The following is a 26,192-nucleotide window of genomic DNA, read 5'->3' as shown; positions in this document are numbered from 1 at the left end:
GCGGCATTCTCCGAACGACGTCAGACGTCGATCGAGTCCCCGGGCTCGAGTTCGAAGAACTCGCCGCCGTTCTGCTCGGTCGCCCAGCGCAGCCGCCCACGGTGCATGTCGCGCCCGAGGATCGACAGCGTCATGTCATGGGTTCCGAAAGCCTGTCGGGGCTTCACTGCGAGCACGAAGTCGATCGCCTCGCCGATCTTCAGCCAGGGGGCACCCAGGGGCGCGGCCAGCAGCTGCACGTCCACACCCCCGGGAACGGTGTAGGAGTCGCCGGGGTAGTAGAAGACGTCGTTCACGAGGACCCCGACGTTGTCGACGACCGGGAGCGAGGAGTGGATGACCGCGTGCTGGCCGCCGAAGAACCGGAGGCGGAACGGCCCGAGCTCCAGGGTGTCGCCGGGATTCACGACGATCACATCGAAGCCCGCCGCGGCCGCGGCGACGCCCGGCGGACCGTAGACGGGGGTACCCGGCGACATCTTCAGGATGCGGTCGAGATGATCGGCCGTCCAGTGATCGGGGTGCTCGTGCGTCAGCACGATCCCCGCGACCTCGCGGAGGTCGTAGAGGGGGTCGGTGAAGGTGCCGGGATCGATCACCAGCGTCGAGCCGGAGTCTTCGAGGGTGAGCGCCGCGTGTTCGTGCTTGGTGACTCGCATGACCCGAGTCAACCCGTGCGGGGCGGCGTCGGCAAGCGGCGTCCGCCGGCGCCGGCCCGATTTGTTCGCGGCGCCGAGGCCATGGCATAATCGAACGGTTGCCTGACGGCCCCATCGTATAGCGGCCTAGTACGCCGCCCTCTCACGGCGGTAACGCGGGTTCGAATCCCGCTGGGGTCACCAACAGCACGAAAGCCTCCGGTTCGCCGGGGGCTTTCGTGCGTTTCAGGCGATGTGTCAGCCGTCGCCGTCGCCGGGGCCGTCCTCGGCCTCCTCGCGTTCGCGTTCTGCTTCCTTCTCGGCCTCCTTGCGTGCCTTCTCTGCCTCCTTCTCTGCCTCTCGCTGGGCCTTCTCGGCGTCGCGCTGCGTCTGCTCGTCGGCCGGCGGGGCGGGATCGGCGGGCTGTTCGAAGGCCGGGTCCACCCCGGGGTCGGAGGTCGTCGTCGCCGGCACGGGGCTCTCGCTCGGGTCATTCGCCGCCGGTCCGGGCATGGCGGTGCCGGCGCTGACGGCGGCCCACGTGCCCAGTCCCAGGACCAGTGCCGCTCCGGCCGCGACGGCCCCCCAGGCGACCGGGGCACGGCGACGTCGGGTGGGGGCGGCTGCGCCGGTCGGATGAGCAGGAGCGAGGACGGCCGTCGGCTCCTCACCGCGCCCGGGTGCCGCCGGGAGCACGGCGGTCGCCATCTCGACCGGTGTGCTGCCGGTGAGGTCGGCCGTCGCCACGGCGACCTCCAGCGCCGCCGGCCTGCGGGCGGGATCGAGGTCCGTCATGCGCTCCAGGAGCGCCCGCCATCCCGGCCCGACATCAGCAGGGATGCGAGGCGGCGCACCCAATCGGGCGAGTGCCGCCTCGGCGGCGGACGCGGCAGGGAACGCCCGCGTGCCGGTCAGCGCTTCGAGCAGCACCAATCCGAGCGCGTAGATGTCGGCTGGCGGGGCGGGGGCGGCACCGCGCACCTGCTCGGGGGCCAGGTAGGACGCGGTGCCGATCACGGTGCCGGGTGTGGTGATCCGCGCGCTGTCGAGCAGGTAGGCGATGCCGAAGTCCGCGAGCTTGGCGCGGAACAGGCGATGGGGCAGGGGAGACGGTGTGACCAGGATGTTGGCCGGTTTGAGGTCGCGGTGCACGACACCGGCTGCGTGGACCACGTGCAGGGCCTCGGCGAGTTCGGCGGCGAGTGCCGCCACTTCGGTCGGAGGCAGTGGGCTGGCGGACAATGCTCGGGCGAGCGTCTGCCCCTCCACGAACTCCATGACGAGGTACTCGGGCTTTCCCGGTTCCAGGCTCGCGTCCAGAAGCATCACCAGGGCCGGATGGCTCAGGGCGGCCAGAGCCGCGACTTCGGCCCGTGCCCGCTCGGGCGAAGCCGATCCCTCCACGCCTGGGCGCAGGACTTTGACGGCCACCGAGCGCCCGAGGAGCACGTCTTCTGCGCGGTACACCCGCGCCATCCCACCCTCGCCGACGAGGTCTCCCAGACGATAGCGGCCATCGAGGAGCGGATCGGGTGAGGACGGGGTGGGGGACACGGCGGTTCCTTCGTGGGGCGTCTGCCGACGGTGGTCTTCACGACCCTACTCGGGCGTCGTCGTCGGGCTCCGGTGGGCTCGGACGCGCAATGTTGGTTTTGTCTAGATTTATGTTGTTTCGTGTTGGTTCCTGTTGTACTCTGTGGGAAACCTTGAGGAAGAGGATGCATGTACGCGACGGAGCGACAGGACGCGATCGAGCGGGAACTGCTGACGGCTGGTCGTGTTTCCGTCGTCGACCTCGCCCGTGACTTCGGGGTGACCACGGAAACCGTGCGACGCGACCTCGATGCGCTGGAGCGCGCGGGTGCGCTGCGTCGGGTTCATGGCGGCGCGGTCGCCGCGTCACGCGGCGGAACCAGTGAGACCGCCGTCGCCGATCGCGGCGCGGTGCGCGGAGACGAGAAGGCGCGCATCGCCGTTCGGGCAGCCGAAGCACTGGCCGGCCTCGGCGGATCCATCTTCATCGACGCCGGAACGACGACCGCGGCCTTCGCACGGGAATTCGCCGCCCGCACCCCCGTCGACGGTGCCGCACGGCTCGAGCTGGTCACCCACGCCGTTCCCATCGCCTTCGACCTCGGAGCCCATGCCGATCTGACCCTGACCCTCATCGGCGGGAGGGTGCGGGGTCTGACGGCGGCCGCCGTCGGCTCGGCGGCGGTGGAGGCCATCTCTCAGCTCCGCCCCGACGTCGCGGTCATCGGCACGAACGGGATCTCGGCCGCCTTCGGACTCAGCACGCCCGACCCCGAGGAGGCGGCGGTCAAGCGGGCCGTCGTGAGCGCTGCGCGACGAGTCATCGTCCTCGCCGACACCAGCAAGGTGGGGGAGGAGTACCTGGTGCGGTTCGCGGGGCTCGAGGACATCGACGTCCTCGTCACCGAGACCACGCCCCCCGCAGAACTCGGCGATGCGCTCAAGAGCGCCGACGTGGAGGTGTGGACCGCATGATCGTCACGCTCACGGCGAACCCGTCGTTGGATCGCACCGTTGCGCTGGATTCCGTCCTGCGGCCCGGTGAGGTGCAGCAGGCTGTGTCCGTCCGCGAGGATGCCGGGGGCAAGGGGGTCAACGTCTCGCGCGCGATCGTCGCCGCGGGAGTGCCCACCCTCGCGCTCGTGCCTCTGAATCCGCACGACCCCTACGCCGATCTGCTCCGTGAGACGGGAGTGCCCACCCGTTCGACCGCAGTGGCCGGTCGCGTCCGAGCCAACATCGCACTGACCGATCCCGCGGGGACGACGACCAAGATCAATCTGCCGGGGGCTCGTCTGACGATCGCCGACCGCCGCGCGGCCATCGCCGACACCGTCGCGGCCAGCCGAGGTGCCCGCTGGCTGGTCTTGGCAGGTTCCGTGCCGCCGGGTGTCGGCGACGACTTCTACGCGGATGTCATCGACGCCGTCCGCGAGGCTCCCGACGCGCCCCTCATCGCGGTCGACACCTCAGGCGCGGCGCTCGCTGTCGTGGTCGAGCGGAGTCGCCCCGATCTCATCAAGCCCAACGACGCGGAACTCGCGCAGCTGGCCGGTCTCGGCGGCGCACTCGGAGGTTCGGACCCCGACGTCGCCGACCTCGTCGCCGAGGTCGTCCGCGTCGGGGCCGGCCTCGTTCCCGGTTCGGTGGGTTCGGCGCTGGTGACGCTGGGATCCCTGGGCGCCGTGCTGCTGACCGAGGGTGGCGCGTGGTTCGCCGCACCCCCGTCGGTCCGGGCGGTGAGCACCGTCGGTGCGGGGGACAGCTCCCTCGCCGGATACGTGCTCGCGGCGGTCGCCGGCGCGGGCCCCGCCGAACGGCTCGAGCGCGCGGTCCGCTACGGCGCCGCCGCGGCATCGCTTCCCGGCACCCAGATCCCCACTCCCGCCGACCTCCCCACCGGGGAGGTTCGAGCCGTCGCGCTCGTCGCCGAGCGCACCACCCCTGCGGGCATCGCCCCGTGAGCAGACCAGAGGAGGTCTCGAAGATGTCTTCACCGACGTCGCACACCATCACCCCCGGCCTTGTGAGCCTGGACGTCGGACTGGGGTCCGACAAGTCCGCAGTGATCCGCGCCCTCGCCGACCGTGTGGTCGCAGAGGGCCGCGCGACCGACGCGGAGGCGCTGTTCTCGGACGCGTGGGCTCGCGAGCAGAAGGACGAGACGGGCCTGCCCGGCGGCATCGCGATCCCACACGCCAAGAGCGCCGCCGTCACCCGCCCGTCGCTGGCCTTCGCCCGGCTGGTGCCGGGGGTCGACTTCGGTGCCGATGACGGACCCGCCGATCTGGTGTTCCTCATCGCCGCGCCCGCCGACGCCGCCGAGGACCACCTCGCCGTGCTGTCCAAGCTCGCGCGAAGCCTCATGGACGACGACTTCACCGCGGGTCTGCGCGCGGCGAAAAGCGACGACGAGGTCGTGGCGATCGTCCGAGAGGCGATCGGCGAAACGGGCGCGACCTCGATCTCCGCACCCACGGGACCTGCACAGCCCGCCGCTGCCGACGACGCTCGTCCGCGCATCGTCGCCGTCACGGCCTGCGCGACGGGAATCGCCCACACCTTCATGGCCGCGGACGCCCTGACGGCAGCGGGGGACAAGGCCGGGGTCGACCTCGTCGTGGAACCCCAGGGCTCCAGTGGCTATCGGCCGCTTCCAGCCGAGATCATCCGCGATGCCGACGCCGTCATCTTCGCCGTCGACGTCGACGTCCGCGAGCCCCAGCGTTTCGCAGGCAAGCCCGTCGTGCGCACCAGCGTCAAGCGCGGCATCGAGCAGCCGGAGAAGCTCATCGCCGACGCGGTCGCCGCGGCATCCGATCCGCGCGCCGAGAGGGTCGGCGGTGCAGCAACGGCGGCTGCGGCGAACTCCACGGCTGTTCAGGAATCGGTCGGCGCCCGCATCAAGCGCTGGCTCCTCACCGGCGTGAGCTACATGATTCCCTTCGTCGCGGGCGGCGGTCTGCTGATCGCGCTGGGATTCCTCCTCGGTGGGTACCAGGTGACCGACGATGCGGCGAACGTCATCGTGCAGAACTCGCTGTGGGATCTGCCCGCCGGCGGTCTCGGTCAGTACCTCGGCTCGGTCGCCTTCATGATCGGCGCGACCTCGATGGGCTTCCTCGTTCCGGTGCTGGCCGGGTTCATCGCCTTCGCGATCGCCGATCGGCCGGGCATCGCTCCCGGCTTCGTGGCGGGCGCGGTCGCCGTCCTGATGAGCGCGGGGTTCATCGGCGGGCTCATCGGCGGACTGCTGGCCGGATTCATCGCCTGGTGGCTCGGGCGTCTGCCGGCCCCTCGCTGGCTGCGCGGGCTCATGCCGGTGGTCATCATCCCGCTCGTCGGGTCGGTCGTCGCCTCCGGCCTCATGATCCTCTTCCTCGGTCGGCCCATCGCGCAGCTGATGACCTGGCTGACCGACTGGCTCAACAGCCTGAACGGCGCGTCGGCGGTCATCCTGGGGGTCATCCTCGGTCTGATGATGTGCTTCGACCTCGGAGGGCCCGTCAACAAGGTCGCCTACACCTTCGCCACCACCGGACTCGCAGCCGCGACGGCGTCGCAGCCGTTCTCCTCGCCCTACCTCATCATGGCGGCCGTGATGGCGGCCGGCATGGTGCCGCCGCTGGCGATGGCCCTCGCATCGACGGTGCTGGCGCGCAATCTCTTCACCCCCGTCGAACGCGAGAACGGCAAGGCGGCCTGGCTGCTGGGCGCCGCGTTCATCTCCGAGGGGGCGATCCCCTTCGCCGCAGCGGACCTCTTCCGCGTCATCCCGGCGTCGATGCTGGGCGGTGCGGTGACCGGCGGCCTGAGCATGGCGATCGGGGTGTCTTCGCTCGCGCCGCACGGTGGCATCTTCGTCTTCTTCGCGATCCAGCCCATCTGGGGCTTCCTCGTCTCGATCCTCGCGGGCGTCCTGGTGTCGGCTTTCGCCGTCATCGCGCTGAAGCGGTGGGTGCACAAGCGGGAGGCGACGGTCGTCGCTCCCGTGAGCACGGCGGTCCCCGTCGCAGCCTGACAGCTCCGGCCGCGGCCCCTGGCCGGCGCGAAGAAGCCCTGGTGACCCCCATCACCAGGGCTTCTTCGCGGCGCCGAGACGCTACCGGGTGCTGTCACCGTCTGCTTGCGGTGCCGGTGCCGGTACGGGCGCGGCGCCGCGCCGCGCCCGGCGCACGCGGCGGACGCGCAGGATCGCCCAGACGACGAGGGCGACCACACCGAGAACGGCGAGCCAGGGCAGAAGGAACCCGAAAGCGATGACGATGCCGTTCAGCGTGGCGATGAGACCGTTCCATCCGGCGAGAAGACCGTCGGTGAAACCCGCCGGGTCGGCTGCGACCTGCTCCACCCGCGGCGACAGCGACACCGAGACCGTCGAGAGCTCCACCTGCCCTTCGAGCGACTCCAGCTGCTGCTGATAGGACTCCAGGGTCGCCTGGCGTTCGGCGAGCGCGCTTTCCGCGGCGATGAGGTCACCGAGGTCGCCCGCCTGTGCGAGAAGCTCTTCCAGTCGGTCGACCGATGCCTGCGTCGCCTCGACGCGGGCCCGGAGATCGACGGTCTGCTCCGTGACGTCCTGCCGGTCGATCGAGGACTGGGTCACCTCGCCGATCTCGGCGAGCCCCGAGACGAAGGTCGGCAGATCATCGGCGGGAATGCGCACGGTCACCCAGCCGGACCGGCTGTCAAAGGGTGCCGGGTACGACACGTCCGGTCCGCCGATCCCCGGTTCGATGGGGATCGGCACGCCGGTCTGACCGATCGACTGCGACTGCACGTACCCGCCGAGCGCGATGGCTGCAGCACCGACGTCCTCGGCAGCCGCCGGGACATCGTCGACGACGATGCTCGCCGACGCGGTCGTGACGATGTCGCGTGCCGCCGGCGCCTGCGCCGCTGCCGCGCCTCCAGCGGCTCCGAGGTCGTCGGCCGTGCCGCTCTCCTCCTGAGGCACGCCCTGGTCGAGCGGTGCCGTGGCCGCATCGCCGCCGGCGGGTGCGACGGCGGATTCGTTCGACGCCACGGGGGAGACGATCCCTCCGACAGCCGGGGCGATCGCGGCAGCCACGACGATCACCGCGGCCGCCGCGCCGGCGGTGATCCAGCCGGTGCGGCGGCGCCGGTGGCGGATCGATCGCTCGGCGTCGATCCCGGTGAACAGCCCCCGCTCGATGCGGTCGATCCGTTCCTCGCTGAGGTCGGGGAGCGGGGTGCGCTGGACGGTGTTCATGTGCTCTCCTTCAGGGCGGTCCGCACGCGGGTGCGGATGCGGGAGAGACGATTGCGGACGACGCCATGGCCGACGCCGAGCTCGTCGGCGGCCGCCTGATAGCCGTATCCCTCCGCCGCGCACAGCCGGAAGATCTGCCGGTCGAGCTCGCCCAGGGTGTCGACCTCGGCGAGGATGCGCTCCACCAGATCGGCATCGATGATCTGCTGTTCGACGTCGACCGTCGAAGGCAGCGTCTCGTCCAGGTCGCCGTGCACCTCTCGGGTCCGATCACGGCGCTGCCGTCGCATCCGGTTTGCCGCCTGCAGTCGGCAGACGGTCACCAGCCACGGAAGCAGGGAGTCGCCCGCGAGGTGCAGCGACGGCAGCTTCCGCCACGCGACGAGGAAGGTCTCCTGGGTGACGTCCTCTGCGTCCGAAACGTCGTGGAGCAGCCCGTGGGCGACCCAGTACACCGGCCGCACGTATGCGCGGTACAGCGACCGGAAGGCGAGCTCACTCCCGCCCGCGGCCCGTGCGACGAGTGCCGCATCCGTCTGCTCGGTCACCGTTCCCCATTCCGCCGCTGCGCGGCATCCGCATTGTCTCTCACCCGATAAGTGTCGTGCCCGCCCCGATCGTCTCACCGGCGATTTCGCGACCTGCCTCCCGCTCGGAGACCCCCTGCTCGGCGAGTATCGTGGAGGCCCATGACCTATGAGATTCCGACGTGGTTCGCGATCACCGCCCTGATCGTGCTGTCGCTGATTCTCCTCGCGGATCTGCTCATCATCCTCAAGCGCCCTCACATCCCCTCGATGAGGGAAGCGACGCTGTGGGTGGTGTTCTATGTCGCGCTCGCCCTGGTGTTCGCCGTCGTGCTGCTTCTGGTGACCGGCTCGGGGGACGCGATGGGCGAGTTCGTCGCGGGGTGGCTGACGGAGTACAGCCTCTCGGTCGACAACCTCTTCGTCTTCGTGCTGCTGATGAGTCAGTTCTCGGTGCCGCGCCGATATCAGCAGGAGGTGCTGATGGTGGGCATCATCATCGCGCTGATCCTGCGCGCCATCTTCATCATGCTCGGCGCCGTGCTGATCGAGAATCTGAGCTGGATCTTCTACGTCTTCGGCCTCTTCCTCGTCTACACCGCCTGGCGGCAGGCCTTCCCGGGCAAACACGACGACGATGCGCAGGCCGAAACGGGCATCGTGCGCTTCCTGCGTCGCTTCATCGACATCAGCGACGGGTACGACGGCTCGAAGCTGCGCACCGTCGTGAACGGCAAGAAGATCTTCACCCCGATGATCCTCGTCTTCGTCGCGATCGGTTTCACCGACCTGGTGTTCGCGATCGACTCGATCCCGGCGATCTTCGGCATCACCCAGAGCCCGTTCATCGTGTTCACGGCGAACCTGTTCGCACTGATGGGGCTGCGCCAGCTCTACTTCCTGCTCGGCGGTCTCCTGGACCGCTTGAAGTACCTGCATTACGGCATCGCCTTCATCCTCGCCTTCATCGGCGTGAAACTCTTCCTCCACGCCCTGCACGAGAACGAGCTGCCTTTCATCAACGGTGGCGAGCACGTCGAATGGGCGCCGGACATCTCGACGTGGGTGTCGCTGGGCGTGATCATCGCGGCGATGACGGTGGCGACCCTGGCGAGCCTCATCGCCGCCCGTCGCGAAGGCGAGGTGGTCACCACGGCGGATGCCGCGGACCGGCCGGCCGCCGACCTCCCCGACGGCTCGGGACGGACGCCGGCCGAAGCCGCCGCCGCGGCGGTGGCCGACGAAAGGGGAACCCGCACCGAAGTGGACGGCGCAGCCACCGGCGATGACGGACGATAATCGCGTGCGCGGCACCCGGTGGTACTCTGAGCCCGTGCGGATCGCTCGCCTTCTCCTTAGCGGCCGCGGCGAGACCTCGTAACCAGGCCTCTCTCGTCGCGGAGTTCGTCGCGGGCTTGATCCCCTTCCCGAGGAGAACGCAATGAGCACGTCCGATATCGATACGTACACCGCCGGTACCGTCGCGATCCCCGATCGACCCCGCACCCTCGCCGAGAAGGTGTGGGAGGACCACGTCGTGGTCAAGGGACAGAACGGCGAGCCGGATCTGATCTACATCGATCTCCACCTGGTGCACGAGGTCACCAGTCCCCAGGCGTTCGACGGCCTGCGCGCGGAGGGCCGCCCGGTCCGCCGGCTGGACCTGACGATCGCCACCGAGGACCACAACACCCCGACGCTCGACATCGACAAGCCGATCGCCGACCTCACCAGCCGCACGCAGATCGACACCCTGCGTCGCAATGCCGAGGAGTTCGGGGTTCGGCTGCACTCCCTCGGCGATAAGGAGCAGGGGATCGTTCACGTCGTGGGGCCTCAGCTGGGCCTCACCATGCCCGGGATCACGGTCGTGTGCGGGGACTCGCACACCTCGACCCACGGCGCCTTCGGTGCAATGGCCTTCGGGATCGGGACGAGCGAGGTCGAGCACGTCCTGGCGACCCAGACGTTGCCGCTGAAGCCCTTCAAGACCATGGCGATCACGGTGGAGGGGGAGCTGAAGCCCGGGGTGACCGCGAAGGACATCATCCTGGCGGTCATCGCCAAGATCGGTACCAACGGCGGCCAGGGATACGTGCTGGAGTACCGGGGGTCGGCGATCCGGTCGCTGTCGATGGAGGGGCGGATGACGATCTGCAACATGTCCATCGAAGCCGGGGCTCGCGCGGGGATGGTCGCGCCCGACGAAACGACCTTCGCCTACGTCAAGGACAAGCCCCACGCGCCGCAGGGCCGAGATTGGGAGGACGCGGTCGCCTACTGGAGGACGCTCCCCAGCGACGAGGGCGCGGTCTACGACGCCGAGGTGTTCCTCGACGCCGACGCACTCGAGCCGTTCGTGACCTGGGGCACCAATCCCGGACAGGGGGTCTCGCTGTCGGACGTCGTGCCCTCGCCCGACGATTTCGTCGACCCGAATGAGCGCGCCGCGGCCGAGCGCGCGCTGGAGTACATGGCGCTGGAGCCCGGCACGCCGCTCAAGGACGTGCCGGTCGATGCGGTCTTCATGGGATCGTGCACGAACAGTCGCATCGAGGACCTTCGCGCCTTCGCGTCGATCGTGAAGGGTCGGAAGAAGGCCGACGGGGTCCGGGTGATGGTGGTGCCGGGCTCGGCCCGCGTGCGGCTGGAGGCCGAAGCCGAGGGGCTTCACGAGATCTTCACCGAATTCGGCGCGGAATGGCGCTTCGCGGGATGTTCGATGTGCCTGGGGATGAACCCCGACCAGCTCGCTCCCGGCGAACGCTGCGCCTCGACGTCGAACCGCAACTTCGAGGGCCGGCAGGGGAAGGGCGGACGAACCCATCTCGTCTCACCGCTGGTGGCCGCCGCCACCGCGGTGCGCGGAACCCTCTCCAGCCCGAGCGACCTGGACGACGCGGACGCCGGGCTCGGTTCGCCGAGCCTCGACACCCTGACCGGGGCGGAGGCCTGACATGGAGAAGTTCACCACCCACACCGGCATCGTCGCGCCGCTGAAGCGCTCCGCGGTCGACACCGACCAGATCATCCCCGCGGTGTACCTCAAGCGCGTCACCAAGACCGGCTTCGAAGACGCGCTCTTCGCCAGCTGGCGTCAAGACCCCGACTTCGTGCTGAATCAGCCGGCCTTCCGGGGGGCTTCGATTCTGGTGGCCGGACCCGACTTCGGCACCGGTTCGAGCCGCGAGCACGCCGTCTGGGCACTGCGCGACTTCGGGTTCTCGGTGATCCTGAGCCCGAAGTTCGCCGACATCTTCCGCGGGAACGCGGGAAAGCAGGGCCTGCTGACGGCAGCGATCTCCGAGGACGACCTGCACCGCATCTGGGACGCCGTCGACGCGCGGCCGGGGCTGTCGATGACCGTCGACCTCGTCGAGCGTGTCGCGAGTCTCGTCGGCCCTGCAGGCGACGGCGCCGAGCCCCTCCAGGTGCCTTTCGAGATCGACGATTACACTAGGTGGCGGCTTCTCGAGGGGCTCGATGACATCGGGCTCACGCTGCGCAGCGCAGATCAGATCGCGCAGTTCGAGGCCCGCCGGGAGGCGTGGCGCCCACGGACACTTCCCGTCCGGTAAGCCGGGATGACGGCTCACGACGCCGTTCAGCCCTCGCCACACCCTCGAAGACACCTAAGTGAGGACCACCGGATGAAGACCCTTCTCAGCGATGCGGGATCCCCCACGGGGGAGCAGGAGATCGCCGTGACCGAAGCGACCGGAGAGATCCTCAGCATCCGCGGCGGACGCCCGCTGCGCGGACGGGTCGATGTCAAGGGGGCCAAGAACCTCGCCACCAAGGCGATGGTCGCCGCCCTCCTCGGTGACAGCGTGAGCGTCCTTCGCGACGTGCCCGACATCAGCGACGTGAAGGTCGTGCGGTCGCTTCTCGAGGCGCACGGCGTGCGAGTGGATGACGGCGAGGAGCCCGGCACGCTGCATTTCGACCCCCGCGAAGCGGTGTCCGCCCACATGGAGGAGATCGACGCCCACGCCGGTGCGTCCCGCATCCCGATCCTGTTCTGCGGTCCGCTTCTGCACCTGCTCGGACAGGCGTTCATCCCCGACCTCGGCGGCTGCCGCATCGGAGATCGACCGATCAACTTCCACCTCGACGCGCTCCGCAACTTCGGCGCCATCGTGGAGAAGCTGCCCAGCGGAATCCGCCTGTCGGCGCCCGACGGTCTGCACGGGGCGAACATCGAGCTGCCGTATCCGAGTGTCGGCGCGACGGAGCAGGTGCTGCTCACGGCGGTCCGCGCACGCGGCGTCACAGAGTTGCGCAACGCCGCGATCGAGCCGGAGATCATGGATCTCATCGCGGTGCTGCAGAAGATGGGCGCGATCATCTCCTACGAGCCCAATCGCGTCATCCTCATCGAGGGGGTCCCGAACCTCAGCGGCTACGACCACCGCTGCATCTTCGACCGCAACGAGGCTGCGTCGTGGGCGTGCGCCTCCCTGGCCACGGACGGTGACATCTTCGTCTCCGGCGCCCGTCAGCAGGAGATGCTCACGTTCCTCAACGTCTTCCGCAAGGCGGGAGGGTCCTTCGACGTCCGCGAGGACGGTATCCGGTTCCGCCGTGGCGAGGCCCTCCGGCCGGTCATGGTCGAGACGGACGTCCACCCGGGTTTCATGACCGATTGGCAGCAGCCGCTCATCGTCGCCCTCACGCAGGCCGAGGGGCAGTCCGTCGTCCACGAGACGGTGTACGAGAACCGGCTGGGGTTCACCGCGGCGCTGAACAAGATGGGCGCCGACATCCAGGTGCACCCGCAGGGGCTGGACATGCCGGGTCGACGCGTCCCGCGTCGCGCCCTCGAGCAGGCCGCCGTCATCAACGGTCCCACGCCGCTGAACGGCGCCGACGTCGTGGTGCCCGACCTTCGCGGCGGATACAGCTACGTGATCGCGGCCCTGGCGGCGGAAGGCGAATCGACGGTGCGCAACGTCGGGATCATCCGACGCGGCTACGAGAAGTTCTTCGCCAAATTGGACGCGCTCGGCGCCGACTTCCGCGTCATCGGGTGACCCGGTGAGCACTCCGACACCGAAGGCCCCGGGCTCCGGCGCCGACGAGAAGCGACGTCCGAGCGTCTTCTGGCCGCTCGCCGCCCTCATCGTCCCCGCGATGGGGCTGCTCGCCCGCATCGAGGTCGAGGGCGGTGAGAACCTTCCGCGCGAGGGCGCGTACGTGCTCGCCCCCAATCACTGCAGCGAGATCGATCCGCTGGTCGTCGCGGTCGCCGTCTGGCGCATGGGACGGGCCCCTCGGTTCATGGCGAAGGAGAGCCTGTTCCGGGTTCCGGTGTTCGGTGCCGTCCTCCGGGCGACCGGAATGGTCCCCGTCGCCCGCTCCTCATCGGCCGGAGGGGCGCGTCAGACCATCGAGAGCTCCCGCATGCTCGTCGAGCACGGCAGGGGCGTGATCGTGTACCCCGAGGGCTCCCTCACCCGCGACCCCGACATGTGGCCGATGCGGGGCAAGACCGGCGCCGTGCGCCTGGCGCTTGCGGGCGGCATCCCGCTCATCCCGGTGGCCCATTGGGGAGCGCAGGAGATCCTCCCGCGGTACGGCAAGCTCCGCATCTGGCCGCTCCGCCGCCGTGTGCGCGTCGTCTTCGGCCCGCCGGTGGATCTCACGGCCCACTCCGCCACTCAGATGCAGCCGTCGACCCTCGTCGCGGCGACCGACGTTCTGATGGCGCGGATCGCCGACCTGCTCTCGGGCCTGCGGGGCGAGCCCGCACCTGCGGAGAGATGGAACCCGTCCGCGCACGGGCAGAAGGAGACGGGGCGTCTTGAGCCGTAGGCACGACGCCGATCGTCCGCGGGTCGCGGTCGTGGGAGCCGGGAGCTGGGGCACCACGTTCGGGAAGATCCTCGCCGACGGCGGTGCGAACGTCATGATGTGGGCCCGGCGACCGGAGCTCGCCCACGAGATCAATGAGGCCAAGCGCAACAGCCAGTACCTCCCGGGCATCAATCTTCCGCGCGCCATGATGGCGACTCCGCACCTCTCCGAGGCGCTGGAGGGAGCCGAGCAGATCTTCCTGTCGGTGCCGAGCCAGGCACTGCGCGAGAACCTCAAGGCGGTGCGGCCGCTGGTCTCGTCCGGTGACGCGCCCGTGGTCTCGCTCATGAAGGGCGTCGAGCGGCGCACCGGGCTGCGGATGAGTCAGGTGATCCAGCAGGAGCTGCACTGCGACCCGGCCCGCATCGCCGTGGCATCCGGACCCAACCTGGCTCTCGAGATCGCCCGCGAGCAACCGACGGCCGCCGTGATCTCCTCACTCAGTCAGGAGACCGCCGACGCCGTGGCGCGGCGGGCGCGCAACGGCTACTTCCGGTCGTTCGTGAACACCGACGTGATCGGCACCGAGTTCGGCGGGGTGCTGAAGAACCTCATCGCGGTCGCGATCGGGATCGTTGACGGCGTCGGATACGGCGAGAACACCAAGGCGTCGATCATCACACGCGGCCTCGTGGAGATGACCGACTTCGCGGTGGCCCAGGGCGCGCACCCCGAAACGCTCCAGGGGCTGGCGGGCCTGGGCGACCTCATCGCCACCTGCCAGTCGCCGCTCAGCCGGAACAACACCGCCGGGCGGCTGCTGGGTCAGGGATACAGCTTCCAGGACGTGGTGAAGCAGATGGAGCAGACCGCGGAGGGTCTGGCGTCGGTCGCACCCATTCTCCAACTCGCCCGCGAGGCGGATGTCGACATGCCGATCGTGGAACAGGTCAAGCGGGTGCTCGACGGCACGATGGATCCCCGCGAGATCGCCCCGCACCTGACGACCGATGACGATGACGAACCCCAAGGGGAGAGGACCAGGAATGGACAAGCCCGTGGTGGTGGTGCTGTTTGGCGGTCGATCCAGCGAGCACTCGATCAGCTCCGCCACGGCGGGGGGAGTGCTGCGGGCGATCGACCGTGACCGCTATCGGGTGATTCCCGTCGGGATCACCCGGTCCGGGGCGTTCGTGCTCGAGACCGATGATCCCGATCGGTTCGCCTTGGACGCCGAGCGTCTTCCCGAGGTCGTCGACAACGGCACGCGCGTCCTGTGGCCCGAGGCCGGCGGGGACCGACGTCTCCGGGTCCGTCGCTCCGACGACACCGTCGACGACCTCGGCGGCGTCGACGTCGTCCTGCCGATCCTCCACGGCGTCCACGGCGAGGACGGCACGGTGCAGGGCTTCCTCGACACGCTGGACCTCCCCTATGCGGGGGGCGGGGTGCTGGATTCGGCGCTGTGCATGGACAAGCACTTCATGAAGATCGTGCTCCAGGCTGCGGGAATACCGGTGGCGCCGTGGGCGACCGTGACCCCCGCACGGTGGGAACGCGAGGAGCAGGCGGTGCGCGCCGAGGCAGCGGCGCTGGGCTATCCCGTCTTCGTCAAGCCCGCACGGGCGGGTTCGAGCGTCGGGGTGTCGAAGGTCGCGGATGACGCCGAGCTGGCGTCTGCGCTGCAGAAGGCCTTCGCCGAGGACGACAAGGTGCTCATCGAGGCGGCCATCGTGGGGCGGGAGATCGAGGTGGCGATCCTCGAGGGGCGTCGCGGCGGGGCGCCGCGGGCGTCTTTGCCTGGTGAGATCGTCCTGACCACGCGGGAGTTCTACGACTTCGAGGGCAAGTACCTCGGCGGTGACGGAGCCGAGGTCGTGTGCCCCGCCGCGCTGGAGGACGACCAGATCCGTACCGTCCAGGATCTCGGTGTGCGGGCCTTCGAGGCCGTCGGCGGACGCGGGCTCGCGCGCGTGGACTTCTTCCTCGCGGCCGACGGTCTCTACGTCAATGAGCTGAACACCATGCCGGGGTTCACGCCGATCTCGATGTTCCCCAAGTGCTGGATCGCCTCGGGAATGACGTACCCCGAACTCATCGGCGAGCTCGTCGACACTGCGCGGGAACGCCGCTGAGCGGCATCCGAGCCTGTCCGGCGTTCACCCTTGAGGGGCGTCAGTCCAGGAGCGTCTCGGTCGAGGTGCACTCGGATTCGCGGGGGAGCTGCGACACGATCGGTCCGAGGGCGGACAGCACCTCGTTGGGCGAGACGACGCTGTTGTCGGCGTAGACCTCGACCGCGGGTGTGCGTCCATAGCTGCGGATGAGATAGCGGGGCGGATCGCTCTCGTCGACGATCCAGTCCACTCCGCCGATCGTGATGCATCGGGCCTCCGTCGGTCCCGGGGGCTCCACGCCGCAGGTGAGGATGACCGAGGTCGGTGTGCCCCACGCGCCGGTCGCCTGCGCGTCGGTCCACCGGCGCTCCTGTCCGTCGACCTCGGCGGGCAGGCGGACGGTGACCTCTGCGCAGAGCGGGTCGTCGGCGTTGGCGGCGGGGGGAAGGGATACCGTCCCCGCGCACGAGGACAGCGTCAGGGCAGCGCCGATCGCGAGCGCGCCGAACAGCAGACGATGACGGGGGAAGGGCACCCGACCAGGCTAACCCGGTCGTCGGTGGGTACGGTGAGACGGTGAGTGCTCCGGATCCTGTCGTCGGCGACCTGACCGAGGGCGAGGTCCTCACCCGCATCCTGGGCCGTCTCGCTCCCTCGCGGGCGCTCCTCGGCCCGGGCGATGACGCCGCCGTGCTCGCCGCACCGGGCGGCCGCATCGTCGCCAGCGTCGACACCCTCGTCCACGGCCCCGACTTCCGCCTCGCGTGGTCGTCGGCGAAGGATCTCGGGTGGAAGGCCGCCGCGGTGAACCTCGCCGATATCGCGGCGATGGGCGCGCGACCCACGGCGCTGCTGGTGGCCCTGGCGATGCCCGATCACACACCCGTCTCCTTCGTGGAGGGGATCGCCGACGGTCTGCGTGCCGGGTGCGACGAACTGGCGCCCGGCGCCGCGGTCGAGGGAGGAGACCTCACCGTCTCGGACACCCTGACGATCGCGGTCACCGCCCTCGGGGTGCTCGATGGAACCGCACCGGTCACGCGTCGCGGTGCGCGCGCCGGCGACGTGGTGGCGGTCTGCGGGGAACTGGGGAAGGCTGCGCGGGGTCTGGCCATCCTCTTCGACCGGTTCCGTGTGGATGGACGGCCGGTCGCGGTCGCCTCGCTGACAGAGGCCGACGCCGCGCTCGTGGGCGCCCAGCTGCGACCGCGGCCGCCGATCGCGGCAGGAGCGGTGGCGGCCTCGCACGGGGCGACGGCGATGATGGACGTCTCGGACGGACTTGCCCTGGATGCCGGCCGCCTCGCCCGCGCTTCCGATGTGACCCTCGAGCTGCAGACCGATGCGATCGGACCCGAGCCAGGGATCGCGCTGGCCGGCGGGGAAGACCACGCCCTGCTGGCGACCTTCCCCGCCGCGGTCGGACCTGCGCCCGGATTCCGGGTCATCGGCCGTGTCGGCGCCGCGGGGGACCATCCGCTCCTCGTCGACGGAAAGCCGTACGACGGGTACGGCGGCTGGGATCCCTACCGCGACTGGGACGCGGTCTCGGGCTGAGCGCCGCGCACGGCCCACCACAGCGCGGTGTCGCCGTAGCGGCGGTCGCGATCGCGCACGAGCCCCGGGGGCCACGCGGGCGGTGCCGACCTCGCGGCGCGCTCGACGATCACCGTCGAGTCCGGCGACAGGGCGGGGACGAGCAGTTCCAGGGTCGCGCTCAACTCGGCGTCGGAGAGGTCGTACGGGGGGTCGAGGAACACCAGATCGAAGACGCCGGTGGGCGCCGAGCGCAGGTACGCGTCGACCGCGGTGCGGTGAACGGCGATCCGGGCGGCATCTGGCGCTCCGCGCAGCGCGGCATGGATGCGCGCGACGTTCCTGCGGATCACCGTCACTGCGCGCGGGGCCTTCTCGACGAGGTCGACCGTCATCGCCCCTCGACTGGCGGCCTCGAGCCCGAGCGCACCCGAACCCGCGTACAGATCGAGCACCCGCGTGCCGCGGAGGAGGTCGGACGCGCTCAGCGCGTTGAAGAGCGATTCGCGGACCCGATCGCTCGTCGGCCGCGTTCCGGCATCGGGGACGTCGAGGGTGAGCGAGCCGGCCCGTCCGGAGATGATGCGGGTCACGTGCTCCACGATACCGATCGCGACACGACACTCCGCCTGCGGCGGGAGCGGCCCGGCTGTCCCTAGGATGACGCGTGCCGGGCGGGATTCGTCCGCACCCCGTCCCCGCCTGCAGGAGCCGTCGATGTCTCAGCGCCACCGTTCCCTCACCGCGATCGCCGGAGCAGTTCTCGCTCTCGCTCTCCTGGCCGGATGTGCGCCGGAGCCCGCTCCGACGCCGACGTCCACCCCGACAGCGTCCAGCGAGCCGAGCGCGTCGCCCAGCGAGTCGCCGAGCGAGTCGCCGAGCGAGTCGCCGACGGCGACGGCGACGATCCCCACCGACTGCAACGAGCTGGGCAGCGAGGCGTCGCGTCTGGAGATGGTCGGCGACATGACGCTCCAGAGCGATGGACAGGGTTTCGAGCGCCCGGCGCCGGAGGGAGCGACGCTGGTGCTCGGCTGCGACTGGATCGTCGGTGACGCCACGGGTCTGCTGTTGCTGATCAGCACCGCGACCCCCGATGCGGTCGCCGCCGCCGTTGCGACGCTGCCCGATCAGGGATACAGCTGCCAGGTCGCCGATGACTTCGGCGCCCAGTTCTGCGAGCTTCCCGGCTCGGGCCCGGACACGGAGGAGTTCGTCGTCGCGCGGGACGACGTCTGGATCTACTACGCACCGGTGAACCGCAACGGGCGCGCGTTCCTCTCGGACATCGCGTCGCAGATCTTCGGCTGAACCGGATCACCGTAGGAAGGGTCGTTGTCGGCGGCGCTCCCTACACTCGAGGTATGCCGCCCATCGCCCTCGAATCGCGTCTGGACGCGGTCGTGGGCGGCAAGACCGCCAAGCTGTTCGAGCGCGCGTTCGGGATGCGCACGGTCGAGCACCTCCTCTCGCACTATCCGCGTCGATACGCGCTCCGGGGAGAGCTGACGCCGATCGCGTCCCTGCCCCTGGGCGAACCGGTGACGATCGTCGCCGAAGTCCAGAGCGTCACCGATCGTCCGATGCGCAACCGTCGCGGATCCCTGGTCGAGGCCAAGATCAGCGACGGCAACGGCGCCCTGACGCTGACCTTCTTCAATCAGAAATGGCGCCTCGGCGACCTCACGCCCGGCCGCCGCGGCATCTTCGCCGGAAAGGTCAGTGAGTACCGGGGCCACTTCCAGCTCGCGCATCCGGTGTACGAGCTCTTCGACGACGAGGAGACCGCGCGGATGACCGCCGAGGCGACGGCGCACCTCCCGATCCCGATCTACCCCGCCACCGCGACCGTGCCGAGCTTCCTGGTGGCCAAGACGGTCGGTGTCGTTCTGGACGTCCTGGGCTCCTTCGACGACCCCGTGCCCGAGCCGTTGCGACGCGCACACGGGCTTCTGGACGCGCGGACCGCGCTGGAGCGCATCCACCGGCCCGACTTCCTCGAACAGGTCGACGCCGCGCGCGAGACCCTCCGGATGCAGGAGGCGTTCGTGCTCCAGGCGGCGCTGTTCCAGCAGCGGCAGTTCGTGCGCGCGATGTCGGCGACCGCGCGGCCGCCCGGCGACCTGCTCGAGCGTTTCGACGCGGAACTGCCGTTCGCCCTGACCAGTGATCAGGAGGCGGCGGGGGAGCAGATCGCGCGCGACCTCGTCGGCGGATGGCCGATGAATCGCCTCGTCCAGGGTGAAGTCGGTTCGGGGAAGACCCTCGTCGCACTGCGGGCGATGCTGCAGGTGGCGCAGTCGGGTGGCCAGTCGGCCCTGATCGCGCCCACGGAAGTCCTGGCGGCGCAACACGTGCGATCGATCGCGCGCATGCTCGGTCCGGTGCTCGCCCCCGAGCTCATGCCCACCCTGCTGACCGGACAGCTTCCCGCGGCGGATCGACGCAAGGCAGCCCTGCGCGCCGCGTCGGGGCAGGCCCGCATCGTCGTCGGCACCCATGCCCTGCTCAGCGACTCGACCACGTTCGCCGACCTCGGATTGGTCGTGATCGACGAGCAGCATCGGTTCGGGGTCGAGCAGCGGGAGGCGCTGCGCGCCAAGGGCAGCGCGCCTCACGTGCTCGTCCTGACCGCCACACCGATTCCGCGCACCGTGGCGATGACGGTGTTCGGCGATCTGGATGTGTCGACGATCCGCTCGATGCCGTCCGGACGCGCGGGCATCACCACGCACGTCGCACCGCTCGCCGAGCGTCCCGCGTGGTTCGGGCGGGTGTGGGAGCGCGTCGCCGAGGAGGTCGCCCAGGGGAGGCAGGCGTTCATCGTCACGGCGGCGATCGATGCGGACGCCGACGTCATCGACGACGAGGCGCCGACCCCCGATGCAGCGGAGGACGTCGCTCCTGCGGCGGAGAAGGGCGCGGCCCCCGCCGCAGGCACCGGCTCGGGTCGCACCCGCTGGGGTGTCGTCCAGGTCGTCGACCTGCTGGCGCGTCATCCCGCCTTCGCGGACATCCGGGTGGCGATGGTGCACGGCAAGCTCCCGTCGGAGCAGAAGGACGACATCATGCAGTCGTTCGCGCGCGGCGAGATCGACGTCCTGGTGGCCACGACGGTCGTCGAGGTGGGGGTCGATGTCGCGAACGCGTCGACCATGGTGATCCTCGAGGCCGATCGCTTCGGGGTGTCTCAGCTGCACCAGCTGCGGGGACGCGTGGGGCGTGGTGGGGTCCCGGGGCTGTGTCTGCTGGTCACCGAAGCCGAGCATGGCTCGCTCGCGCGTCAACGTGTCGAGGCCGTCGCCGCCACCCTCGACGGCTTCGAACTCGCCGAAGTCGATCTCGACCTCCGCGGAGAAGGCGACGTGCTCGGCGACCTCCAGTCGGGTGCGCGCTCCTCGCTCCGCCTGCTGCGGGTGGCCCGCGACGCCGACCTCATCTCCGCCGCTCGGCGCGCGGCGGAGACGGTGATCTCGGATGATCCGGCGCTGCTTCGCCATCCGGCGGTGTCCGCCGCGATCGAACGGCGGATCGGCAATGTCGAGCGCGCCGCGCTCGCACGGACCTGACCGCCGACGTGGCCGACCTCGCAGACGGAGTACGCCGTGTCGGGGAGGGGCTGCGGCCCATCGATAGGGTGGTCGAATGAACAGCAGGATCGCCGTCGTCCCCGGATCGTTCGACCCGCCGACGCTCGGTCACCTCGATGTGATCCGCCGCGCGGCGCGCCTGTACGACCAGCTGCACGTCCTCGTGGTGCACAACCCCGACAAGGAGGCGATGCTGCCGATCGCGCAGCGCCTGTCGCTCCTGGAGCAGTCCGTCGCCGAGAGCGACATCGACAGCGAGGTGATCATCGCCTCGTGGAGCGTAGGGCTGCTCGTGGACTACGCCGCCGATGTCGACGCCGGTGTGCTGGTGAAGGGGATCCGCTCCCAGATCGACGTGGCCTACGAGACCCCGATGGCGATCGTGAACCGCCACCTCGCCCACGTCGAAACCGTCTTCCTGCTTCCCGATCCCGCGCACGCCATGGTCTCCAGCTCGCTCGTGCGTCAGGTGGCCGCCCTGGGCGGTGACGTGTCGCCCTTCGTTCCGCCCGCCGTCGCGCGGTTCCTCGTCGCGCACGACCTGTCGGCCTGAGCCGCACGCTCTCGGGGCGGGTAACATGGTCGCCCGTGACCAGACGGCTGAACGGACCCTTCGTCATCCCCGTGCGAGACATCGTCCGCCGACCGGGCGAGATGCGGGAGTTCCGCCTCGATCCGACCGTCCCGGAGAAGTGGGGCGAGGGTCTCGTCTCGGTACCGGCGTCGGAGTCGCTGGAGCTGGATGTGCGACTCGAGTCGGTCCACGAGGGCATCCTCGTGTCGGGCGAGGCGCGTACGATCTTCTCCGGGGTGTGCGGACGATGCCTTCGCGACATCGCCGAGGGCGTCGAAGTCGAGTTCCAGGAGCTTTTCGCGTATTCTGGATCGGAGGAAACTGACTTCGAGGTTCAAGACGACCACGTGGATCTTGAAACTCTGGTCAGGGATGCGGTCGTCCTGTCGCTTCCCTTCCAACCGGTGTGTCAGCCGGATTGCCCCGGCCTCGATCCGGTCACGGGTGTCCGGCGGACAGCAGATGCCGAACCGAGCGCTGAGCCAATCGATCCCCGATGGGCGGCGCTCCAGGACTACATCGACCACGACGCGGTCACGGCCCCCGGGCCGCAGGACCGTGACGAGAACCCAGCGCCCCGCGCTGAGAACACAGAGAAGAGCTAGCCATGGCAGGTAACCCCCCGAAGCGGAAGGTCTCCCGCTCGAACACCCGTTCGCGCCGCGCGCAGTGGAAGGCCGAGGCCCCCACGCTGGTCAAGACCATCGAGAACGGCAAGGTCGTCTACAGCCGTCCGCACCAGGCGAAGGTCGTCACCGACTCGCAGGGCACCGAGCTGTTCCTGGAGTACAAGGGCCGCAAGGTCGCCGACGTCTGATCGGCCTGTTGCGCACTCGGTGACACACCGTACCGACGCCACGCCGGCGCACCCGCCGCTGGACGAACTCACACAGAAGCTCGGGGTCGAGATCGACCCCGAGCTTCTGCTGCTGGCTCTCACCCATCGTTCCTGGGCATACGAGCACGGCGGGGTTGCCCACAACGAGCGACTCGAGTTCCTCGGCGATGCCATCCTCGGGCAAGCCGTGACCGTGCGTCTGTTCACGCGGCATCCCGATCTCGAAGAGGGGCAGCTGGCCAAGCGGCGTGCGAGCGTCGTCTCGACCGTCGCCCTCGCCGAGGTCGCGCGCCGCATCGGGCTGGGCGAGCATGTCCTGCTCGGGCGCGGTGAGGAACTCACCGGCGGACGGAAGAAGGACTCGATCCTCGCCGACGCGACCGAGGCCGTCATCGGGGCCGCCTACCTGTCCGCCGGACCCGATGCAGCCACCGGCTTGGTGCTGCGGCTCGTCGAGCCGCTGCTGGCCGACCCCGAGCGTTACGGCGCTGCCGTCGACCCGAAGACGAGCCTGCAGGAGCTCGCCGCTCGTCGCGGATTCGGTCCCCCTGTCTACGAGATCTCCGCCACCGGACCCGACCACGATCGCGTCTTCACCGCGCGGGTGCGGGTCGGGCAGACCGAGACCCGTGGCACGGGCACGAGCAAGAAGCATGCCGAGATGGCGGCCGCCCTTCTGGCGTGGCGCGAGCTGTCTGAGTCGATCGACGCCCGCGGCGTCGATGCCTGAGCTCCCCGAGGTCGAGGTCGTCCGTCGTGGGCTGGACCCCGCCATGCGCGGATCGCTCATCGAAGGCGTCATCGTGCACGATGTGCGCGCCTTGACCCGTCACGACGGGGACGCCACCGACTTCGAAGCGAACCTCGCCGGTCGACGCGTCGAGGCGGCCGTGCGCCGCGGGAAGTTCCTCTGGTTCCCCCTCGAGGGCGGCGACCGGGCGGTCGTCGGACACCTGGGCATGAGCGGGCAGATGCTTCTTCGTTCGCCGGGGTCGCCGATCGAGCGTCACGAACGGGTGCGGTTCGAACTCCGTCATCCCGATCACGGCGAACTCGCCGTCGTCTTCGCTGATCAGCGCACATTCGGCTCGCTGGCGGTCGACCCCCTTCTTCCCACCCCCGACGGCGTTCCCGGGGGCGTCGGATCCGAGCTCGCCTGCGTTCCGCGGCAGGTGGCGCACATCGCGCGCGATCCCCTCGATCCCGCGTTCCGCGACGCGCGGTTCCGCGACATCCTGGGTCGGAAGAAGTCCGCGATCAAGCGCGTGATGCTCGACCAGACGGTCGTCAGCGGCATCGGCAACATCTACGCCGACGAGGCGCTGTGGGCGGCGCGCCTGCATCCCGAGACGCCCGCCGACACGCTGTCCACCCGACGGGTCAACCGGTTGCTCGCGGAGGTGCGCGCCGTGCTGGAGAAGGCGCTGGCCGAGGGGGGCACGAGCTTCGACGCGCAGTACGTCAACGTCAACGGTCAGGCCGGCTACTTCGCGCACTCTCTCAACGCCTACGGCCGCACCGGCGAGCCCTGTCCCCGATGCGGCCGCCCGATCCTGCGCGTGTCGTTCACCAACCGCTCGAGTCATTTCTGTCCGAGGTGTCAGGCGCCCGCCTCCAGCACCTTCTTCCACGCTCCTGCGTAGCTGATCGGAACGAAGCCGATGGCTTCGTTGATGTCGAGCATGTGACGATTCTCCTCGGCGTTGAACGTGGCCACCCGGGGTGACTGCGGAACGAGGGTCCGCCATCGCAGGAGGTTCTCGCATTTGACCACGGTGCCCAGGCGCCTGCCGCGGTGCTCGCGCAGCACCAGCGTCCCGTACTGCTGCGTGGCGGCGGTGCGGTCGTCGCCGATGACGAGCTCGTTGAACGCGACGATCTCACCGCTCGCGATGTGCTCGACGGCGACGAGCGAGACGAAGAGGTGCTGCGCGGCGAGTCGCTCGTCGCGGCGGCGGACCCGGTCGGCATCCCAGGTCTCCTCTTCGACCACCATGCCGCCTGCGGGAGCATCGGTCGGCATCCGGGAGATCGCGTGCGCGAAGCTGTCGAGATAGCGCTCCGGCGTCGGGGTGCTCCACGCCACCACGCGGTAGCCCTCGCCCATGCGCTCGCGCGCGGCGGCGAGGAGCTTCTCGACGCGGTCGAACGATCCGGTGAGATCGAACGAACTCGTGCGCTCGACCTGCTCCAGCGAGAACCCGGCGTCGGCGAGCAAGACGGTCTGACGGTCGTCGGCGGGAATCCGCCCGTGGCCCGTCGCCGGCTCGATGCTCCTTCCGGGGGCGTCGGGCCGGTGGAGCGTCCAGGTCTGGACGACCGTGCGACCACGGCGCCTCGCTTCGACGCAGGCGGCGCCCAGGAGGGCGTCCTCGACGCCTTCGCCCCACCGCGCGGGGTCGACCATGAGGTCGAACTCCGCACTGGTGGCATCCGGTTCACGGGAGAACAGCATGGTCACCGCTCCGATGATCGCGGCGTTCGAGCGGGCGACGAGTCCGACGTGGAGCCAGTCGGCATCGGCCTGCCAGAGCCCCAGCGCCTCGGTCGGGTCCTGATCCAGGTCGCTGTGTCCGGTGTCGTGACGGCTCACCTCGTTGTCGAGGCGGACCATCGCCAGGAACGGCAGGGCGTCTGGGTCATCGAGGGACCGGGGAACCACCAGGGGTTCGATGACCACGTGGGCTTCCGCAACGGGTCGGACGTTCATGTCAGGACCTTCTTCCAGGCGCCGGAATAGGCGATGGGCCGGAAGCCGATCGCCTCGTTGATGTCGAGCATCGGACGGTTCTCCTCGGCGTTGTAGGTGATCACGCGCGGCGACTCCGGCGCGATTCGGCGCCAGGACAGCAGGCCGGCGCACTTGACCAGCATCCCCAGTCGGTGTCCGCGGTGCGCCCGGAGGACGAGCGTGTCCTCCTGGTGAGAGGCCTCGGTGCGGTCCGCGCCGACGACGAGCTCGTTGAAGGCGCACAGCTCTCCGGTGGCGACGTGCTGCGCCGCCGTCACCTGGAGCAGTCGCCCGCTGTCGGTGTAGCGCGCATCGTGGAGGGCGATCCGGTCGGCATCCCAGGTCTCCTCGTCGAATTCGAGATCGGCCGCGGGAGCATCGGTCGACATCCGCGACTTCATCCAGGCGTACCCGTCGACCCACTCTGGCGGTGTCGGGGCGAACCACTGCACGATGCGGTAGTCGGATGCCGCCCGCTGGGCGTCGCGATGGAGGTCCTCGATCCTGTCGAAGGGTGCCTGCAGGTCGAGGGCGCTGGCGCGTTCGACCTGCTGAAGCGTGTACCCATGCCGCACGTAGAACCGGGCCGCGTGGTCTTCGGGGATGTCGCCGAAGCCGGTCGGCGCCGCCAGGCGCGGGCCCGGAGCCTCGGGATGCTCCGCCCACGACTGCAGCACGGTGCGGCCGTGCGCTCGCGCGGTCTCCTCGACGAGGTCGTAGGCGGCGGAGCCGATGCCCCGACCCCACACCTCGCGAAGCAGCTCGATCTGCCAGAAGGCCAGCGTCGACCCCTCCTCGTGGGGCAGGTCGACGCCGCAACGGCCCACGACGCGCCCGCCATCACGGACGGTCCAGATCAATCGGGTCTCGTACTCGTCGGGCTGGTAGTGGGGGAGCAGTTCCGCGGCGCTGATGCGTTCATCGTCATGGCCGGAGATCTCCCGGTAGACCTGGTTCCTCACCCGGGTCATCTCGATGAAGTCCTCGGCGTCGTCCGCGTCGATTCGCGACGGGATGGTGAGTGGTCGAATGTCGAATCCGGCCCCTGCGTGCGTGTTCATGGTGGTCCTTTCGGGAGG

26 protein-coding genes and 1 tRNA gene are annotated in these 26,192 nt (G+C 69.8%); 19 read left to right on the top strand and 8 right to left on the bottom strand.

All coding sequences use genetic code 11. From position 1 onward, the window contains the following. Window positions 1-20: 20 nt before the first annotated feature. Window positions 21-659 (bottom strand): MBL fold metallo-hydrolase, encoded by a 639-nt coding sequence (locus DT073_RS11140; protein ID WP_124293452.1) that lies wholly within the window; start codon window positions 657-659, stop codon window positions 21-23. A 107-nt stretch (window positions 660-766) separates the two neighbouring features. On the opposite strand from DT073_RS11140, the gene DT073_RS11135 reads away from it, so the two are divergent. Beyond that, a tRNA-Glu gene (locus DT073_RS11135) sits at window positions 767-842 on the top strand. Between the two features lie 54 nt (window positions 843-896). On the opposite strand, the gene DT073_RS11130 is transcribed toward DT073_RS11135, so the two are convergent. Continuing rightward, window positions 897-2,192 carry a serine/threonine-protein kinase gene (locus DT073_RS11130; protein WP_240638582.1) on the bottom strand — a complete coding sequence of 432 codons (1,296 nt, stop codon included), beginning with the start codon at window positions 2,190-2,192 and terminating at the stop codon, window positions 897-899. Between the two features lie 168 nt (window positions 2,193-2,360). On the opposite strand from DT073_RS11130, the gene DT073_RS11125 reads away from it, so the two are divergent. The 3 genes from DT073_RS11125 to DT073_RS11115 are packed head-to-tail and all read left to right on the top strand — an operon-like array spanning window position 2,361 to window position 6,192. Next, window positions 2,361-3,146, top strand: coding sequence for a DeoR/GlpR family DNA-binding transcription regulator (locus DT073_RS11125; protein WP_124293451.1), 786 nt, complete (start codon window positions 2,361-2,363; stop codon window positions 3,144-3,146). Further along, on the top strand, window positions 3,143-4,135 hold the full coding sequence (locus DT073_RS11120) for a 1-phosphofructokinase family hexose kinase (RefSeq protein WP_124293450.1): 993 nt from the start codon (window positions 3,143-3,145) through the stop codon (window positions 4,133-4,135). Before DT073_RS11125 ends, DT073_RS11120 begins: the two co-directional genes overlap by 4 nt. A gap of 23 nt (window positions 4,136-4,158) precedes the next feature. Continuing rightward, the gene (locus DT073_RS11115; protein WP_124293449.1) at window positions 4,159-6,192 is read left to right on the top strand and encodes a PTS fructose transporter subunit IIABC; all 2,034 of its coding nucleotides are present in this window, start codon (window positions 4,159-4,161) and stop codon (window positions 6,190-6,192) included. Between the two features lie 81 nt (window positions 6,193-6,273). Here the strand turns inward: DT073_RS11115 and DT073_RS11110 are convergent, their stop codons facing one another. Both DT073_RS11110 and DT073_RS11105 read right to left on the bottom strand, forming a co-directional pair. Then, on the bottom strand, window positions 6,274-7,404 hold the full coding sequence (locus tag DT073_RS11110) for a DUF4349 domain-containing protein (protein WP_124293448.1): 1,131 nt from the start codon (window positions 7,402-7,404) through the stop codon (window positions 6,274-6,276). After that, on the bottom strand, window positions 7,401-7,952 hold the full coding sequence (locus tag DT073_RS11105) for an RNA polymerase sigma factor (RefSeq protein ID WP_124293447.1): 552 nt from the start codon (window positions 7,950-7,952) through the stop codon (window positions 7,401-7,403). Before DT073_RS11105 ends, DT073_RS11110 begins: the two co-directional genes overlap by 4 nt. Window positions 7,953-8,093: 141 nt before the next feature. Here DT073_RS11105 and DT073_RS11100 point away from each other — a divergent pair, with 141 nt between their 5' ends. From DT073_RS11100 to DT073_RS11070, 7 genes are all read left to right on the top strand, one after another. Continuing rightward, complete coding sequence (locus DT073_RS11100) at window positions 8,094-9,230, top strand: TerC/Alx family metal homeostasis membrane protein (RefSeq protein WP_124293446.1); 1,137 nt, start codon at window positions 8,094-8,096, stop codon at window positions 9,228-9,230. 142 nt (window positions 9,231-9,372) lie between these two features. Beyond that, complete coding sequence (gene leuC / locus DT073_RS11095) at window positions 9,373-10,887, top strand: 3-isopropylmalate dehydratase large subunit (protein ID WP_124293445.1); 1,515 nt, start codon at window positions 9,373-9,375, stop codon at window positions 10,885-10,887. 1 nt (window position 10,888) lies between these two features. Next, on the top strand, window positions 10,889-11,509 hold the full coding sequence (leuD, locus tag DT073_RS11090; RefSeq protein ID WP_124293444.1) for a 3-isopropylmalate dehydratase small subunit: 621 nt from the start codon (window positions 10,889-10,891) through the stop codon (window positions 11,507-11,509). A gap of 72 nt (window positions 11,510-11,581) precedes the next feature. Beyond that, window positions 11,582-12,964, top strand: a complete 1,383-nt coding sequence (gene murA, locus DT073_RS11085) for a UDP-N-acetylglucosamine 1-carboxyvinyltransferase (RefSeq protein WP_124293443.1) — start codon at window positions 11,582-11,584, stop codon at window positions 12,962-12,964. A 4-nt stretch (window positions 12,965-12,968) separates the two neighbouring features. Beyond that, complete coding sequence (locus tag DT073_RS11080) at window positions 12,969-13,745, top strand: lysophospholipid acyltransferase family protein (protein ID WP_240638581.1); 777 nt, start codon at window positions 12,969-12,971, stop codon at window positions 13,743-13,745. Further along, on the top strand, window positions 13,735-14,874 hold the full coding sequence (locus tag DT073_RS11075; protein ID WP_124293442.1) for an NAD(P)H-dependent glycerol-3-phosphate dehydrogenase: 1,140 nt from the start codon (window positions 13,735-13,737) through the stop codon (window positions 14,872-14,874). Before DT073_RS11080 ends, DT073_RS11075 begins: the two co-directional genes overlap by 11 nt. Then, on the top strand, window positions 14,774-15,862 hold the full coding sequence (locus DT073_RS11070; protein WP_124293441.1) for a D-alanine--D-alanine ligase family protein: 1,089 nt from the start codon (window positions 14,774-14,776) through the stop codon (window positions 15,860-15,862). Before DT073_RS11075 ends, DT073_RS11070 begins: the two co-directional genes overlap by 101 nt. A gap of 40 nt (window positions 15,863-15,902) precedes the next feature. Here the strand turns inward: DT073_RS11070 and DT073_RS11065 are convergent, their stop codons facing one another. Beyond that, complete coding sequence (locus DT073_RS11065) at window positions 15,903-16,379, bottom strand: DUF3515 family protein (protein WP_124293440.1); 477 nt, start codon at window positions 16,377-16,379, stop codon at window positions 15,903-15,905. A gap of 41 nt (window positions 16,380-16,420) precedes the next feature. Here DT073_RS11065 and thiL point away from each other — a divergent pair, with 41 nt between their 5' ends. Continuing rightward, window positions 16,421-17,401 (top strand): thiamine-phosphate kinase, encoded by a 981-nt coding sequence (gene thiL, locus DT073_RS11060; protein WP_124293439.1) that lies wholly within the window; start codon window positions 16,421-16,423, stop codon window positions 17,399-17,401. On the opposite strand, the gene rsmD is transcribed toward thiL, so the two are convergent. Further along, entirely contained in the window at window positions 17,371-17,973 is a 603-nt protein-coding gene (rsmD, locus tag DT073_RS11055) for a 16S rRNA (guanine(966)-N(2))-methyltransferase RsmD (protein ID WP_124293438.1), read from the bottom strand. The two genes, thiL and rsmD, sit on opposite strands and share 31 nt — an antisense overlap. A gap of 124 nt (window positions 17,974-18,097) precedes the next feature. Here rsmD and DT073_RS11050 point away from each other — a divergent pair, with 124 nt between their 5' ends. The 7 genes from DT073_RS11050 (at window position 18,098) to mutM (ending at window position 24,025) form a co-directional block, all read left to right on the top strand. Further along, window positions 18,098-18,691, top strand: coding sequence for a hypothetical protein (locus DT073_RS11050; protein ID WP_124293437.1), 594 nt, complete (start codon window positions 18,098-18,100; stop codon window positions 18,689-18,691). A 53-nt stretch (window positions 18,692-18,744) separates the two neighbouring features. Then, window positions 18,745-20,949, top strand: coding sequence for an ATP-dependent DNA helicase RecG (locus tag DT073_RS11045; RefSeq protein ID WP_124293436.1), 2,205 nt, complete (start codon window positions 18,745-18,747; stop codon window positions 20,947-20,949). 76 nt (window positions 20,950-21,025) lie between these two features. Then, window positions 21,026-21,523: a pantetheine-phosphate adenylyltransferase gene (coaD, locus tag DT073_RS11040; RefSeq protein WP_124293435.1), complete on the top strand. Its 498-nt coding sequence runs from the start codon at window positions 21,026-21,028 to the stop codon at window positions 21,521-21,523. 47 nt (window positions 21,524-21,570) lie between these two features. After that, window positions 21,571-22,149: a YceD family protein gene (locus DT073_RS11035; RefSeq protein WP_124294478.1), complete on the top strand. Its 579-nt coding sequence runs from the start codon at window positions 21,571-21,573 to the stop codon at window positions 22,147-22,149. 2 nt (window positions 22,150-22,151) lie between these two features. Beyond that, a complete protein-coding gene (gene rpmF / locus DT073_RS11030) occupies window positions 22,152-22,361 on the top strand; it encodes a 50S ribosomal protein L32 (RefSeq protein WP_019179169.1) in 210 nt (69 codons plus the stop codon). A 19-nt stretch (window positions 22,362-22,380) separates the two neighbouring features. Continuing rightward, on the top strand, window positions 22,381-23,112 hold the full coding sequence (rnc, locus tag DT073_RS11025; RefSeq protein WP_205782928.1) for a ribonuclease III: 732 nt from the start codon (window positions 22,381-22,383) through the stop codon (window positions 23,110-23,112). Beyond that, the gene (gene mutM, locus DT073_RS11020) at window positions 23,105-24,025 is read left to right on the top strand and encodes a bifunctional DNA-formamidopyrimidine glycosylase/DNA-(apurinic or apyrimidinic site) lyase (RefSeq protein WP_124293434.1); all 921 of its coding nucleotides are present in this window, start codon (window positions 23,105-23,107) and stop codon (window positions 24,023-24,025) included. Before rnc ends, mutM begins: the two co-directional genes overlap by 8 nt. On the opposite strand, the gene DT073_RS11015 is transcribed toward mutM, so the two are convergent. Both DT073_RS11015 and DT073_RS11010 read right to left on the bottom strand, forming a co-directional pair. Further along, window positions 23,983-25,092, bottom strand: a complete 1,110-nt coding sequence (locus DT073_RS11015) for a GNAT family N-acetyltransferase (RefSeq protein WP_124293433.1) — start codon at window positions 25,090-25,092, stop codon at window positions 23,983-23,985. The genes mutM and DT073_RS11015 overlap by 43 nt on opposite strands. Then, window positions 25,089-26,174: a GNAT family N-acetyltransferase gene (locus DT073_RS11010; RefSeq protein WP_124293432.1), complete on the bottom strand. Its 1,086-nt coding sequence runs from the start codon at window positions 26,172-26,174 to the stop codon at window positions 25,089-25,091. The genes DT073_RS11015 and DT073_RS11010 overlap by 4 nt, the downstream gene beginning before the upstream one ends. Between the last annotated feature and the right edge of the window lie 18 nt (window positions 26,175-26,192).

The sequence above is a fragment of the Microbacterium sp. ABRD28 genome (assembly GCF_003850245.1).
GTDB lineage: Bacteria > Actinomycetota > Actinomycetes > Actinomycetales > Microbacteriaceae > Microbacterium.
This window is presented reverse-complemented; position numbering and strand designations above follow the sequence as displayed.